The 13,745-nt window shown below is 68.3% G+C and carries 10 protein-coding genes; 6 read left to right on the top strand and 4 right to left on the bottom strand.

The genetic code is table 11. The annotated features are described in order from the left end of the window. Positions 1 to 69 precede the first annotated feature (69 nt). Together AC5P7A_RS00295 and pbpC are read left to right on the top strand one after the other, a co-directional pair. The gene (locus AC5P7A_RS00295) at positions 70 to 4,977 is read left to right on the top strand and encodes an alpha-2-macroglobulin family protein (protein WP_495219795.1); all 4,908 of its coding nucleotides are present in this window, start codon (positions 70 to 72) and stop codon (positions 4,975 to 4,977) included. 49 nt (positions 4,978 to 5,026) lie between these two features. Beyond that, entirely contained in the window at positions 5,027 to 7,408 is a 2,382-nt protein-coding gene (pbpC, locus tag AC5P7A_RS00300) for a penicillin-binding protein 1C (RefSeq protein WP_111206446.1), read from the top strand. Positions 7,409 to 7,528: 120 nt separating this feature from the next. Here the strand turns inward: pbpC and AC5P7A_RS00305 are convergent, their stop codons facing one another. Beyond that, positions 7,529 to 8,104 (bottom strand): ferritin-like domain-containing protein, encoded by a 576-nt coding sequence (locus AC5P7A_RS00305; protein WP_014648036.1) that lies wholly within the window; start codon positions 8,102 to 8,104, stop codon positions 7,529 to 7,531. A gap of 29 nt (positions 8,105 to 8,133) precedes the next feature. Continuing rightward, a complete protein-coding gene (locus AC5P7A_RS00310) occupies positions 8,134 to 8,616 on the bottom strand; it encodes a peroxiredoxin (RefSeq protein ID WP_049441260.1) in 483 nt (160 codons plus the stop codon). A 260-nt stretch (positions 8,617 to 8,876) separates the two neighbouring features. Here AC5P7A_RS00310 and AC5P7A_RS00315 point away from each other — a divergent pair, with 260 nt between their 5' ends. Beyond that, the gene (locus AC5P7A_RS00315; RefSeq protein ID WP_012511838.1) at positions 8,877 to 9,764 is read left to right on the top strand and encodes a DnaJ C-terminal domain-containing protein; all 888 of its coding nucleotides are present in this window, start codon (positions 8,877 to 8,879) and stop codon (positions 9,762 to 9,764) included. A 98-nt stretch (positions 9,765 to 9,862) separates the two neighbouring features. Here AC5P7A_RS00315 and pilH read toward each other — a convergent pair whose 3' ends face one another. Continuing rightward, complete coding sequence (gene pilH / locus AC5P7A_RS00320; RefSeq protein WP_014648033.1) at positions 9,863 to 10,234, bottom strand: twitching motility response regulator PilH; 372 nt, start codon at positions 10,232 to 10,234, stop codon at positions 9,863 to 9,865. A gap of 88 nt (positions 10,235 to 10,322) precedes the next feature. Beyond that, positions 10,323 to 11,318 carry a YhdH/YhfP family quinone oxidoreductase gene (locus AC5P7A_RS00325; RefSeq protein WP_049441256.1) on the bottom strand — a complete coding sequence of 332 codons (996 nt, stop codon included), beginning with the start codon at positions 11,316 to 11,318 and terminating at the stop codon, positions 10,323 to 10,325. Positions 11,319 to 11,471: 153 nt separating this feature from the next. Between AC5P7A_RS00325 and hflK the strand changes: the two genes are divergently transcribed. From hflK to AC5P7A_RS00340, 3 genes are all read left to right on the top strand, one after another. Then, a complete protein-coding gene (gene hflK / locus AC5P7A_RS00330; protein WP_005418335.1) occupies positions 11,472 to 12,605 on the top strand; it encodes an FtsH protease activity modulator HflK in 1,134 nt (377 codons plus the stop codon). Then, the gene (gene hflC / locus AC5P7A_RS00335) at positions 12,602 to 13,465 is read left to right on the top strand and encodes a protease modulator HflC (protein ID WP_014648031.1); all 864 of its coding nucleotides are present in this window, start codon (positions 12,602 to 12,604) and stop codon (positions 13,463 to 13,465) included. Before hflK ends, hflC begins: the two co-directional genes overlap by 4 nt. A gap of 65 nt (positions 13,466 to 13,530) precedes the next feature. Beyond that, a complete protein-coding gene (locus tag AC5P7A_RS00340) occupies positions 13,531 to 13,716 on the top strand; it encodes a DUF2065 domain-containing protein (protein WP_005414170.1) in 186 nt (61 codons plus the stop codon). The last annotated feature ends 29 nt before the right edge of the window (positions 13,717 to 13,745 follow it).

Below are 13,745 nucleotides of genomic sequence, written 5' to 3' on the forward strand. Positions count from 1 at the left end.
TTGCCGGATTTGCGTCAACACCTTGACGTGGCCTGCCTATAATGGCCGCCTCGATCAAGGAGTGACGACATGAGCGGTCCGGCACGGCGGAAGCGGTGGGGGTGGGCGGCGGCCGTACTGGCAGGAGGCCTGTTGCTGGGGCTGGCCGGCTGCCGCAATGACAGCGGGCAGCTGCCCAAGGCCAGTGGTGAAGCCATCACCACCAAGGCCGAGCAGGTGAAGGAATTCACCCTGCTGCGTGCCTACCCGGACCAGAAGAATGACGGCCTGTCGCTGGCGCTGGAGTTCTCGCGCCCGCTGGTCGGCACGCAGGATTTCGACAAACTGGTTCGCTTCGAAGAGAAGGTCGGCACCGAGGACAGCAGCTGGACCCTGTCCGATGACGGCCTGACCCTGCGTTACCCGTTCGTCGAGGCCGGCAAGGAGTTCAGCCTGGTGGCCTCGCCGGACCTGCTGGCCGCCGACGGCAGCCGGCTGGGCAAGGAACTGAAGCAGAAGGTGTTCAGCGGCGAGCTGAAGCCGGTGGTCGGTTTCGCCTCGCAGGGCAGCGTGCTGCCGGCCAAGGACAGCCGCGGCCTGCCGGTGGTCTCGGTGAACGTGCCGGAGGTCGACGTCGAGTTCCTGCGCGTGCGCGAGAAGGACCTGCCGACCTTCTTCAGCCAGTACCAGCGCGGCGGCCGCCGTGGCAGCTGGGAGCTCAGCAGCGACTACGAGCGCAGCCCGATCAACAAGCTGGCCGAGCCGGTCTACGTCAACCGCTTCATCCTGGGTGGCAAACAGAACGAGCGGGTGCTGACCTACCTGCCGACCCAGGACATCAAGGAACTGCAGGAGCCGGGCCTGTACTTCGCCCTGCTCAAGCGCACCGGTGACTACGAGGGCGAGTTCGATACCGCGTTCTTCTCGGTCAGCGACATCGGCCTGCATACCCGTGCCTACAAGGACAAGCTGTTCGTGCACACCGCCGGCCTCAAGGACGGTGCGCCGCTGAAGGGCATCGACCTGCGCGTGCTCGACGCCAAGGGTGAGGTGGTGCTGAAGGGCAGCACCGACGGCAACGGCAATGCGCTGCTGAACTACACCCTGGATGCCACCCACGTGCTGGTCGCCAGCAGTGGCAAGGACACCAGCTTCCTGCCGTTCAACCAGCCGGCGCTGGACCTGAGTGAGTTCGCCGTGGCCGGTCGTGACAACGCCTGGTTCGACGTCTACGCCTGGTCCGGCCGCGACCTGTACCGCCCGGGCGAGACCGTGCGCCTGTCCGCGCTGCTGCGCGACAACGACGGCAAGCCGGTCAAGGCACAACCGGTGTTCCTGCGCCTGAAGCAGCCCGACGGCAAGACCTTCCGCGAGACCCGCCTGCAGCCGGGCGACCAGGGCTACATCAACTTCGAGCAGGTGATCCCCGCCGAGGCGCCGACCGGGCGCTGGCAGGTCGAGTTCCGCACCGACCCGGCCAGCAAGGAAGCGATCCAGGGCATGACCCTGCGCATCGAGGAGTTCCTGCCCGAGCGCATGAAGCTGGACCTGGACAGCGCGCAGAAGACGCTGAAGCCGGGCGAGGACCTGCGCCTGCAGGCCAACGGCGCCTATCTGTACGGCGCGCCGGCCGATGGCAACCGCTTCACTGCGCGCATGGCGGTGGCTGCCGAGCAGAAGCCGGTGGAGGGCCTGCCGGGCTATTTCTTCGGTGACCCGACCCTGCAGCTGCCGCGCGAGGCCAAGGACGTGATCGATACCACGCTGCCGGCCAATGGCCAGCTGCGTGAGGATGTGGCGCTGCCGGAAGAGGCGGCCAAGGCCAAGGCGCCGATCGCCGTGGTACTGTCCGGCAGCCTGTATGAAACCGGTGGCCGCACGGTCACCCGTACCCTGAAGCGGGTGATGTGGCCGGCCAACGCGCTGGTCGGCGTGCGCCCGCTGTTCAACCCGGACGATGGTGCCGATGCCAACGGCAACGCGCGCTTCGAGCTGATGCGCGTGGACGCCGCGGGCACGCCGCAGCCGGCCAAGGGCCTGAAGATCACCCTGGTGCGCGAACTGCGCGACTACCACTGGACCTTCAACGACAACCGCTGGGATTACGATTTCACCCGCCGTTTCGAGAACAAGGAAACCCGCACCGTCGATGCCGGCAGCAGTGCGGTTGCCTTCGATTTCCCGGTGGAGTGGGGCGAGTACCGGGTGGACGTGTTCGATCCGTCCACCGGCCTGACCAGCCGCTACCCGTTCCGTGCCGGCTGGAGCTGGGGCGATGACAACCGTGGCCTGGATGCACGCCCGGACAAGGTCAAGCTGGGCCTGGACAAGACCGGCTACAAGGCCGGTGACACCCTGGAAGTGACGGTGACCCCGCCGCACGCCGGCAAGGGCATCCTGATGGTCGAGACCGACCGCATGCTGTACGTGCAGGACATCGACGCCAAGCCGGGTTCGACCTTCAAGATCCCGGTCACCGCCGACTGGGAACGCCACGATGTCTACATCACCGCGCTGGTGTTCCGCGGCGGCAGTGCGCCGAGCAAGATCACCCCGGCCCGTGCCGTGGGCGTGGTGCATGTGCCGATGGACCGCAAGGGCCGCACCGTGGCCGTCGGCCTGGTCGCGCCCAAGCAGATGCGGCCCGAGCAGGACCTGCCGGTAACCGTCAGTGCGCCGCAGCTGGCCGGCAAGACCGCGCACGTCACCGTTTCGGCGGTGGACGTGGGCATCCTCAACATCACCCGTTTCCCGGTGCCCGATGCCGGTGCACACTTCTTCGCCCAGCGTCGCCTCGGTATCGATGCCTACGACATCTACAGCCGGGTGATCGAGAGCTTCGATGGCGGCAGCGGCAAGCTGAAGTTCGGCGGCGACATGGCGCTGCAGGCATTGCCGCAGGCCAAGCGCCCGACCGCGCGCGTGCAGACCGTGGACCTGTTCTCCGGCCCGGTGCAGCTCGATGCCAAGGGCAATGCCCGCATCCGCCTGAAGGTGCCGGACTTCAACGGCACCCTGCGCGTGTCGGCGCTGGTCTACAGCGATGACCAGTACGGCAAGCGCGACGTGGAAACCATCGTGCGCGCACCGATCCTGGCCGAAGCCAGCATGCCGCGCGTGCTGGCCCCGGGCGACCGCAGCACGGTGACCCTGGACGTGCAGAACTTCACCGGCAAGCCGGGGCAGTTCAACGTGAAGGTGGAGAGCGAAGGCCCGCTGAACCTGGGCGAGGGCAGCCGCAGCGTGCAGTTGAATGCCGATGCCAAGACCACGCTGAGCTTCCCGCTGTCGGCTCGCGAGGGCCACAGCGTGGCCAAGGTGCGCGTGCGGGTGGACGGCAACGGCTTCAAGGCCGATCGCCGCTACGACCTGCCGGTGCGTGCGGCGTGGCCGCAGGTGCTGCGTTCGCAGGTGCGTACGCTTGACCCGCTGGCCGCGGTCAGCCTCGACAACAACCTGACCGATGGCCTGATGGCCGAGTCGGTCAATGCCCGCCTGCTGGTCAGCCCGCTGCCGCCGATTCCGTTCGCCAGTGCACTGCAGGGCGCGCTGAACTATCCATATGGCTGTGCCGAGCAGACCACCAGCAAGGGTTACGCGGCGCTGATCCTGGACCAGGCGACGTCGTCGATGCTCGGTGCCGACGGCCTGGATGCCAAGACCCGTCGCGAGCGCATGGAAGGTGCGTTCGGTCGCCTGGCGTCGATGCAGGTGGCCAACGGCAACTTCTCGATGTGGGGTGACGACGGCTACGTGAACCCGTGGCTGACCCCGTACATCACCGAGTTCCTGCTCGACGCCAAGGATGCCGGTTTTGCGGTGCCCGACAATGTGCTGCAGAAGGCGCTCAACCGGCTCAGCGAGGATCTGCTGTCCGGCGGCAACCAGTTCTACGGCCAGGACGACCGCGAGAAGCTGAAGTTCGCCAACCAGGCCTATTCGGGCTACGTGCTGGCCCGGGTCAACCGTGCACCGCTCGGTACCCTGCGCACGCTGTACGACAACGAGCGCAGCAAGGCGGTGGGCGGCCTGTCGCTGGTCCACCTGGGCGTGGCGCTGTCACTGCAGGGCGATGCCAAGCGTGGCCAGGCCGCGCTGGCGGCGGCCTTCGCCAAGTCCAGCAGCGAGCGCCCGTCGTACTTCGGCGACTACGGCAGCGCGATCCGCGATGACGCGCTGATGATCGCGCTGACCCACGAGAACAAGCTGGCCAAGCCGGCCTGGGACGCGCGCGCGGTCGACCTCGGTCGTGGCCTGGATGCACGCCGCAATGCCGGCTGGATGTGGCTGAGCACGCAGGAACAGGTGGCGATTGCCCGCCTCGGCAAGGCGCTCGCCGCCAACCAGAAGGCGCTGGTGGCCGGTGAACTGGTGATCGGTGGCAACACCGAAGCCATCGGCGAGCGCAAGCTGTTCGGACGCAACTTCAGCGCCAGTGAACTGGCCAGCGGCGTGCGCTTCACCCCGCAGGGCCAGCCGCCGATGTTCGCCAGCATCGACGTGGCCGGCATCCCGCGCAGCGCACCGGCACCGGACAACAGCGTGCTGGGCGTCGAGCGCAGCTACTACGGCACCGATGGCAAGCCGTGGTCGCCGCGCCCGCTGAAGGAAGGCGAAGCACTGATCGTGCGCGTCACCGTCACCGCTGACACCACGATGCCCGATGCACTGCTGACCGACCTGCTGCCGGCGGGCCTGGAGATCGAGAACTTCAACCTGGGCGATGCCAAGCAGTGGGCCGACGTGGTGGTCGATGGCATCACCATCAGCGACCGTGGTGAGGCCGCCGACACCAAGCACGAGGAGTTCCGCGATGACCGCTATGTGGCCGCGCTGAAGCTCTCGCGTGGCAGCAAGGCCAACGTGTTCTACCTGGTACGCGCGGTGACGCCGGGAACCTACTCGGTGCCGCCGCCGCTGGTGGAGGACATGTACCGGCCGCAGCTGCGCGGCGTCGGCCGCAGCAACCCGACCACGATCACGGTGGTACAGCCGTGACCGCGCGGACGGGCCGCGACGGCGCGGCCCGTCCTGCTGGCAACCTGCAATGAACAACACGATGTCGATCCGGCTGGCGGCCCTGCGCCGCCGGCTGCAGCCGCTGTGGCCCTGGCTGCGCTGGGGTACGGCCGCCACGCTGGCGCTGCTGCTGGTGCTGGATTTCGCCTTCCCGCCACCGCTGCCGAAGCAGCGTGATACCAGCACCCTGGTGGTGGCTGCCGACGGCACGCCGCTGCGTGCATTCGCCGACGCCGAGGGTGTGTGGCGCTACCCGGCTTCGATCAACAGCGTCTCGCCGCTGTACCTGCAGGCGTTGCTGACCTACGAAGACCGCTGGTTCTGGCGGCATCCGGGCATCAACCCGCTGGCGATCCTGCGTGCCAGCGGCCAGCTGCTGCGTGGCGGCCGCATCGTTTCCGGTGGCTCGACCCTGACCATGCAGGTCGCCCGCATCCTCGATCCGCATACGCGCACGCCGTGGGGCAAGCTCAAGCAGATGCTGCGCGCGGTGCAGCTGGAAGTGCACCTGAGCAAGCAGCAGATCCTGGCCCTGTATCTGGAGCGCGCGCCCTACGGCGGCACCATCGAGGGGGTGGAAGCGGCCAGCTGGGCCTACCTGGGCAAGCCGGCGGCGCAGCTGTCGCATGCCGAGGCCGCGTTGCTGGCGGTGCTGCCGCAGGCGCCGAGCCGGCTGCGCCCGGACCGTCATCCGGAAGCGGCGCAGAAGGCGCGCGACAAGGTGCTGTCCCGCATGAACGAGCTGGGCGTGTGGACGGCGGACGAAGTGGAAGACGCGCGCATCGAGAACGTGGTGGCGCGCTCGCTGCGCCCGCCGCTGCACGCCGCGCTGCTGGCGCAGCGCCTGCACTCGGCGCATCCGGGCCAGGCACGCATCCAGAGCAGCATCGACATCGGCCTGCAGCGAACGCTGGAAGAACGCGTGGCCAGCTATTTCTCGACGCTGCCGGAACGCACCTCGGCCGCCCTGCTGGTAGTCGACAACCAGACCCTGCAGGCGCGTGCCTATGTCGGCACGCTGGCGTTCGGTGACCGGCAGCGGCTGGGCCACGTGGACATGGTGCAGGCCTGGCGGTCGCCGGGCTCCACGCTCAAACCGTTCCTGTATGCCATGGCGCTGGACGATGGCCTGATCCATTCGGAAAGCCTGCTGGTCGATGCGCCGCAGAGTTTCGGCAGCTACCGCCCCGGCAACTTCGACATGGCTTTCAATGGGCCGATTGGTGCCTCCAGCGCGCTGCGGCTGTCACTCAACGTGCCCTCGGTGGACCTGCTGCAGCGGGTCGGTCCGGCGCGCTTCGCCGCACGCCTGTCGCACTCCGGCATCCAGCTGCGCTTCCCGCCGGGCAGTACACCCAATCTGTCGCTGATCCTGGGCGGCACCGGTGCGCGGCTGGAAGATCTGGTCGGTGCGTTCGCAGCGCTCAACCGCAACGGCATCGCCGGGCGCGTGCGCTACACCGATGACGAACCGATGATCGAGCGTCGCCTGGCCTCGCCGGGCGCCAGCTGGATCGTGCGCGAGATGCTGGAATCGAATCCGCGGCCGGGGTATAGCGTCGGGACGTTCGATGTCGGTGGCCGCCCGCGCGTGGCGTGGAAGACCGGCACCAGTTACGGGTACCGCGATGCGTGGGCGATCGGCAGCACCCGCCACTACACCGTGGGCGTGTGGGTGGGTCGGCCGGACGGCACACCGCTACCGGGCCAGTACGGCGCGGTGACCGCGCTGCCGCTGATGTTCGAGGTGGTGGACAGCCTGCCGCGCCAGCGCGGTGATTCAGCTGCTGCACCGATGCCGGCCAGTGTCAGCCAGGAGGACGTCTGCTGGCCCACCGGCGAACGTGCCGAGGGCCTGCCAGCGGCGCTGTGCCAGCGGCGGATGTCGGCCTATCTGCTGGACGGTGCGGCACCGCCGACCTTCCCCGAGCGCGAGGCGCGGCGCTGGCAGCCGGGGCGGCAGCGTTACCTGGCCGACGCGCGGACCGGTCTGCGTGTATCCGCTGATTGCCGTTTGCCGCATCAGGAAGTCGCGCGGGAGATCGCGCGTTGGCCGGCGTTGTTGTCGCCGTGGCTGCCGAAGGCCACGCGCGAGGCTTCGCAGCTGCCGGCGCTGTCGCCGGACTGCCGCGACGACGGGCGTGAGGCCAGCGTCGCGCTGCACGTGGACGGGCTCAATGACGGCGCCACGCTGGCGCGCGCGCCGAATTCCGAACACGGCGTGCGCCTGCAGCTGCGCGCGCTGGGCAGCGAGCAGGCGGTGGACTGGTTGCTGGATGGACGCTGGATTGCACAGACCCACGGCGCGCAGCTGATGCAGCGCGAGTTCGCCGATCCGGGCGCACACACCCTGACCGCGCTGGCAGCCGACGGCGCGTGGACGCAGGTGCGGTTCAACGTCCTGCGATAGGTGCTGGGGGGAATGGCCCGTCGACCCGACGCATCCATGCTCTGGTAGGTGCCAACCTTGGTTGGCACGCGATAAATGCGCCCACCAAGGTGGGCATCTACCAAGGCGTTTGCGGGGCCGCTATTCCCCGATCCACCCGTCCAGCAGGTCGGCGAACTCGTCGGCGTGTTCTTCCTCCTGCGCCAGGATCTCTTCAAGGATGCGCTTGGTGGTGGTATCGCGGTCGCCGATGAAGTTGATCATCTCGCGGTAGCTGTCTATGGCGATCCGTTCAGCCACCAGGTTCTCGCGCACCATGTCGCGCAGGTCGCTGCCTTCCTTGTATTCGGCATGCGAGCGCGTGGTCAGCGTATCCGGGTTCAGGTCCGGCTCGCCGCCAAGCTGGACGATGCGCTCGGCCAGCTTGCCGGCGTGCGCCTGTTCCTGCTGCGCATGCTCGAGGAACTCGGCCTTGACCGCGTCGGCCAGCATGCCCTTGGCCATGAAATAGTGCCGGTAGTAGCGCAGCACGCACACGTACTCGGTGGCGAGGGCATCGTTGAGCAGCTTGATCACCACCTTGCGGTCGGCGCTGTAGCTGTCGGTGATCGCGCCGTCTTCGATGTTATGCCGGGCACGCTCGCGCAGGGTCTGACGGTCACTGATGCCGGGAATCCCGGCGGCGGGCTTGCTGGCTTTGGCTGGCTTGCTGGACATTGCTGGCCGTTTCCTTCTGCGGTGGGGAATCAGGTAGGCAGGTGCTCCAGCACGTACTCGGCGGAAGACACCTCGAACTGGCCCGGCTGCTCGATCCAGGCCGCACGCACCACGCCATCGACCACGTACAGCGCGAAGCGGCGCGAGCGCATGCCCATGCCCGAGGCGCTGGCATCCAGCTCCAGGCCGAGCGCGCGGGTCAGCTCGGCATTGCCGTCGGACAGCATCAGCAGGCCGTCGGGCACCTTCTGGTCGGCGGCCCAGGCTTTCATCACGAACGGGTCGTTGACCGCCATGCAGTAGACATCGATGCCGCGCTGGCGGAAGGCCTCGAATTTTTCGACGTAGCCGGGCAGGTGGCGGGCCGAGCAGGTGGGCGTGAACGCGCCGGGCACCGCAAACAGCACGACCTTGCGGGCGTCGAACAGCGAATGCGTATCAAGCGTTGCGATGCCCTCGCGGATGCGCTTGAGGGTCACTTCCGGAATGCGGTCGCCGACATGGATGGTCATGGGGAACTCCTTGCTGGGGCAGGCTAGTGGGCCGGATGGGACAGGGGCGTCAAGACATTGGAAAACCCGTGTGCAGGCCCCATCTTCAGGGTTGCGGCGGGGGCTTCCAGCCACAGCCTGGGGCATCGGGATGGCAGCGGCATTGCGCAGGATCAGTCGGCCTCACCGGGGCCGCACGAGGGGCGGCGTAGCATCGCCGGCGCGTAGAATGAACCCGGGGCGGCGCCACCGGCGCGGCCGAAGCAGATCGAGGTAGCTGGATGGAATTCAAGGATTACTACGCCACCCTGGGGGTGGAACCGAGCGCGGGCGAGGCGGAGATCAAGACCGCCTACCGCCGGTTGGCACGCAAGTACCACCCGGACGTCAGCAAGGAGGCCGGGGCCGAAGACAAGTTCAAGGCGGTCAACGAGGCCTACGAGGCGCTGCGCGATCCGGAAAAGCGCGCAGCCTACGACCAGCTGCGCGCGCAGGGCTATCGCCCGGGCGAGGAGTTCAACGTGCCGCCGAACTACGGCGGCGCCGGCGGTTTCAATTTCGAGGAAGTATTCGGCGGTGGTGGCCCCAACGGCGGCTTCAGCGACTTCTTCGAAAGCCTGTTCGCGCGCCAGCGTGGCGGTGCCGGTCCGGGCCCGGGCTTCAGCAGCCAGGGCCACGCACCCAACCGCGACACCCGCGCCAAGCTGTCGGTCCCGCTGGAAGCGGCCTACAGCGGCGACAGCCTGCGCATCACCGTCAACGGCAAGCAGCTGGACGTGCGCGTGCCCAAGGGCATCCGTCCGGGCCAGGTGATCCGCCTGGCAGGGCAGGGCAACCATGGCGGCAACCTGCTGCTGGAAGTGGAGTACGCCGCGCATCCGCAGTTCGAGGTCGATGGCCGCAACATCCTCTATACGTTGCCGGTCACGCCCTGGCAGGCCGCGTTGGGCACCAGCATCAGCGTGCCGACCCTGGGCGGTGCGGTGGAGCTGAAGATCCCCGCCGACTCCGATGCCGGCCGCAAACTGCGCCTGCGTGGCCGGGGCCTGCCGGGCAGCCCGGACGGCGACCAGATCGTTGAAATCGAGATCGTGGCCCCGGCCGCGACCGACGAGGCGCAGAAGAAGGCCTACCGCAATCTGGCCAAGGCCTTCGGCGAGTCGATCTGAGCACGCCTTGCGGTCGTGCCGGCCGCTGGCCGGCAATTTCATGACCTGGGACGGTGATGCGTGGTTGCCGGCCAGCGGCCGGCACGACCACGCGCGTCTCAGCCCTGGCCGGCGAACACCCGCTCCAGCACCTCGGACAGCTCGTCTTCCGAGAACGGCTTGGTGATGTAGGCCTTGGCGCCCTGGCGCATGCCCCACATGCGATCGGTGTCCTGGTCCTTGGTGGTCACCAGGATCACCGGGATATGCCGGGTCGCCTCGTCGCGGGCGAGGGTACGGGTGGCCTGGAAGCCGTTGAGATTGGGCATCACCACGTCCATCAGGACCAGGTCGGGCAGCTCGGCCCTGGCGGTTTCGACCCCGGCGGCGCCATCGGTGGCGGTCAGGATCTGGTGCCCGAGCTTCTCGACGATGCGCTGTATCCCCAACAGCTGCGACGGTGAGTCGTCGACGATCAGAATGCGTGCCATGTTGTTCCCCATGTAATGCCCGCAGTGTAGTGCGGGCTCATTACCGGCGGGAGGGGGGCACCTGCCGTCCGTCGCCTGCCTGCGACGTTCAGTCGATCCGCACCACCGTGCGGCCCAGCGATCCACCCGCCAGCATCCGCTCGAACACTGCCCGGAGGCCATCAAGGCCGACCTCGGCGGTGCAGATGCGGTCCAGGTGCTGCGGCTTCCACTCACCGCCCAGGCGCGACCACACCTCTTCGCGCAGCCGGCGCGGCGCATTGGCCGAAGACACGCCGAGCAGCGACACACCGCGCAGGATGAAGGGCATCACCGTCATGTCCAGCGTCGGGCTGGCCGCCAGGCCGGCGCTGACCACGCTGCCGTAGGGCACGGTCTGCGCCAGCAGGCTGGCGAGCATGGCGCCGCCGGCATTGTCCAGGCCCCCGCCGAAGCGCGCCGACTGCAGCGGGCCGGTGTCGGCCAGCGCCTCGCGCGGCAGCACCTCGCTGGCACCGATGTCGCGCAGGAAGTCGGTCTGGTCCGGCTTGCCACTGACCGCGTGCACGGTGTAGCCGGCACGGCTGAAGATCGACAGCGCCAGCGCACCGACGCCGCCGCTGGCGCCGGTGACCGCCAGCGGGCCGAGCGCCGGGGTCTGGCGGTTGTCCTGCATGCGCAGCAGCGCCAGCGCCGCCGTGAAGCCGGCGGTGCCCAGCACCATCGCCTCGCGCGGGCTCAGCCCGGCCGGCTGTGCAATCACCGCACGCGACTCCAGCCGCACATACTGGCTGTAGCCGCCGTCACGGGTCTCGCTGAGGCCGCAGCCGGTGGCCAGCACCGCGTCGCCTTCACGCCAGGCCGGGTCGGTGCTGGCGACCACGGTGCCGGCCACGTCGATGCCGCCGACCAGCGGGAAGCGGCGCAGGATCTTCCCCTTGCCGGTGCCGGCCAGGGCATCCTTGTAGTTGACCGAGGACCAGTGGGCGCGGATCAGTACCTGCCCGGGGTTGAGGTCGTCGACACCGAGCCGGGTCAGGCCGCTGCGATAGCCGGCGTCGTCGTTTTCGATGCGGAAGGCGGTGAACGGGGTGGTGGGGGCCATCGGCGTTGCCTGACTTCGAGGAAAACGCCACCTTACCCCGTCGTCGCCCTTTCGATCCTGCCGATCCGCCCCATCTTGTATGATCGGTAATGGTTTCACGGCTGGCGCCGCGGGAAGGGCCCGCGCCGCAGCCCACATCTTGATGGAGCGTGCATGGCCTGGAATACACCCGGCGGCAACAAGGGCGGACAAGGCCCCGAGGACAATCGACGCGGGCCGTTCGGGTCGCGCGGCGGTGGCAATGGTGGTGGCTGGGGCGGACTGCCCGGGCCGCTGAAGGACCTGTTCGACGGCGGCATCGTGCGTTGGGTGGTGGCGGCCGTGGTGCTGCTGGTGCTGTTCTCCAGCTTCCAGCTGATCGGTGAGCAGCAGCGTGGCGTGGTCCTGCGCTTCGGCCAGTTCTCGCGCATCCTGCAGCCCGGCCCGAACTTCAAGCTGCCGTGGCCGATCGAGTCGGTCACCAAGGTCAACGCCACCGAGATCAAGACCTTCTCGATCCAGGTGCCGGTCCTGACCCGTGACGAGAACATCGTCAACGTCTCGCTGAACGTCCAGTACCGCATCGACGATCCGCAGCAGTACCTGTTCGGCACGGTCGATGCCAACCAGGTGCTGGAGCAGTCGGCGCAGAGCGCGGTGCGCGAGGAAGTCGGCCGCGCCGACCTCAATGCCGTGCTGAACAACCGTGGCCCGCTGGCCGTGGCCGCCGAGGAGCGCCTGCAGGCGCTGCTGAAGGCGTTCAAGACCGGCCTGACCGTGACCGGCCTGACCCTGCAGGACGCCCGTCCGCCGGAGGAAGTGAAGCCGGCCTTCGACGAGGTCAATGGTGCCCAGCAGGTCAAGGAACGCCTGATCAACGAAGCCCAGGCCTACGCCGCCAAGGTCGTGCCGGAAGCCCGAGGCCAGGCCTCGCGCGCCCGTACCACCGCCGAAGGCTACAAGCAGGCGGTGGTGTCCAAGGCCGAGGGTGACGCGCAGCGCTTCAGCCTGTTGCAGGCCCAGTACAAGGACGCGCCGGAAGTGACCCGCAAGCGCCTGTGGCTGGAGACCGTGCAGCAGGTGCTGAGCGAGAACCGCAAGGTGATCGGCGGCGATGGCCGCCAGCTGATCTACGTGCCGATGACCGGCGACACCCGTCCCACCACGTCGGCCCCGGCCGCAGTGGCAAACCCGGACGTGGTCATGCCGTCGCTGCCGGGCGCAGCGGTGGAAGCTTCCCGTGATCCGGGCCGGCCGGTGGGCCGCCCGACCGGGCGACCGAGCGGCCGTGAGGAGGGCAGCCGATGAAGAGTCCTATCTGGATCGCCGTGATCGTGGCGGTGGTGCTGGGCCTGCTCGGCTCGGTGTATGTGGTCCGTGAGGACCAGACCGCCATGGTGCTGAACCTGGGCAAGGTGGTGCGGTCGGACATCAAGCCAGGCCTGCACTTCAAGGTGCCGGTGGTGGAAACGGTGAAGGTCTTCGACCGCCGCTTCCAGGTGCTCGACACCGCGCCGGCGCGCTACTTCACCGCCGAGCAGAAGGACGTCAGCGTCGACTTCTTCGCCATCGGCTACATCTCCAACGTGGGTGACTACTTCCGTGCCACCGGCGGCGACCCGCGCGTGGCCAACGCCCGCCTGGCGCCGATCATCACCGATTCGCTGCGCAACCAGATCAACTCGCGCACCCTGCAGCAGCTGGTGTCCGGCGACCGCAGTGAGCTGATCGCCGAGCAGTTGAAGGGAATCAACGAGGCCGTGGCCGGCCTGGGCATGCAGATGATCGACCTGCGCATCAAGCAGGTGGACCTGCCCACCGACAGCCAGGTGATCAACGACGTGTACGAGCGCATGCGCGCCCAGCGCAAGCAGGAAGCCGCCAAGCTGCGCGCGGAAGGCGAGGAACAGTCGCTGACCATCCGCGCCCAGGCCGACCGTGACAGCACCGTGCTGATCGCCGAGGCCGAGCGCGATGCACAGCGCCTGCGCGGTGAAGGTGATGCGGAAGCCACCCGCATCTACGGCAAGGCCGGTTCGGCTGATCCGTCGTTCTACGCGTTCTACCGTAGCCTGGAGGCGTACCGCGGCTCCATGACCGACGGCAACGGCGTGATCGTGCTCGACAAGAACGACCCGTTCCTGCAGTACCTGAAGAACGACCGCTGAGGTCGCAGGCATTACCCCACGGGGCCCGGCCAACTGCCGGGCCCCGTGCTTTTTCCGGAGTTCCGATGAAAGATCTGTTCGCCGCCGTCTGCCTGGTCGCGGTGCTGGAAGGCCTGTTCCTGTTCGTCGCGCCGTTCGCCTGGAAGCGCATGGCCGAACGCCTGCTGGACCTGCCCAGCCCGGCCCTGCGCAGCTTCGGCGGACTGGTGCTGCTGGCCGGCCTGAGCCTGCTGTGGTGGGTGCGGCACTAGAAGCCCCGGCGCGGCCGCCTGCGTCTACG

Source organism: Stenotrophomonas sp. YJH_SMC_65 (genome assembly GCF_059369475.1).

What these genes read in the sequence shown, in the direction of transcription:
- AC5P7A_RS00295 (WP_495219795.1), top strand. Translation starts at nt 70, where the DNA reads ATGAGCGGTCCGGCACGGCGGAAGCGGTGGGGGTGGGCGGCGGCCGTA.
- pbpC (WP_111206446.1), top strand. Translation starts at nt 5,027, where the DNA reads ATGAACAACACGATGTCGATCCGGCTGGCGGCCCTGCGCCGCCGGCTG.
- AC5P7A_RS00305 (WP_014648036.1), bottom strand. Translation starts at nt 8,104, where the DNA reads ATGTCCAGCAAGCCAGCCAAAGCCAGCAAGCCCGCCGCCGGGATTCCC.
- AC5P7A_RS00310 (WP_049441260.1), bottom strand. Translation starts at nt 8,616, where the DNA reads ATGACCATCCATGTCGGCGACCGCATTCCGGAAGTGACCCTCAAGCGC.
- AC5P7A_RS00315 (WP_012511838.1), top strand. Translation starts at nt 8,877, where the DNA reads ATGGAATTCAAGGATTACTACGCCACCCTGGGGGTGGAACCGAGCGCG.
- pilH (WP_014648033.1), bottom strand. Translation starts at nt 10,234, where the DNA reads ATGGCACGCATTCTGATCGTCGACGACTCACCGTCGCAGCTGTTGGGG.
- AC5P7A_RS00325 (WP_049441256.1), bottom strand. Translation starts at nt 11,318, where the DNA reads ATGGCCCCCACCACCCCGTTCACCGCCTTCCGCATCGAAAACGACGAC.
- hflK (WP_005418335.1), top strand. Translation starts at nt 11,472, where the DNA reads ATGGCCTGGAATACACCCGGCGGCAACAAGGGCGGACAAGGCCCCGAG.
- hflC (WP_014648031.1), top strand. Translation starts at nt 12,602, where the DNA reads ATGAAGAGTCCTATCTGGATCGCCGTGATCGTGGCGGTGGTGCTGGGC.
- AC5P7A_RS00340 (WP_005414170.1), top strand. Translation starts at nt 13,531, where the DNA reads ATGAAAGATCTGTTCGCCGCCGTCTGCCTGGTCGCGGTGCTGGAAGGC.